Source organism: Xenorhabdus hominickii, from assembly GCF_002632725.1.
GTDB lineage: Bacteria > Pseudomonadota > Gammaproteobacteria > Enterobacterales > Enterobacteriaceae > Xenorhabdus > Xenorhabdus hominickii.
Map to the genome: position 1 here is coordinate 1 of NZ_NJAI01000117.1, position 368 is coordinate 368.

At 41.8% G+C, this 368-nt stretch carries 1 protein-coding gene; it reads right to left on the reverse strand.

Annotated elements, in window-relative coordinates:
* Nucleotides 1-180: 180 nt before the first annotated feature.
* The coding region (locus Xhom_RS34830) for a hypothetical protein (protein WP_211287921.1) at nucleotides 181-368 on the reverse strand (188 nt) is incomplete at its 5' end.

Sequence of the window (368 nt, forward strand, 5' to 3'; positions counted from 1 at the left end):
GTGAAATCCTGCACAGGCGATTTAGACGGTTTTAATGCACCACCCAGCAGAAAAGAACACCTTGCCACCTCAGAACAAATGATACTGGGGTGGCAGGAGCCATCCTGTCTCCTGCTTGATTGTTATTATAAACAGAATGCCTCCCCTCGCCCTGCCGAATAACAGCTAGCTACACACTCTTCATATACTGGGGGTACTAGAATCACAGGTGCGCAGAAAAAAGCATAAGTCTGCATTGAAGATAAAAATGTAGAACCTGCCACTAGGGCAAGAAGAAGATATTTTTTCATAATCATTCTCCACATCTTTTACAACGTTATTATCACAAAAACTGGTAAATCTAATAAACCCATCTTCACCCAATAACA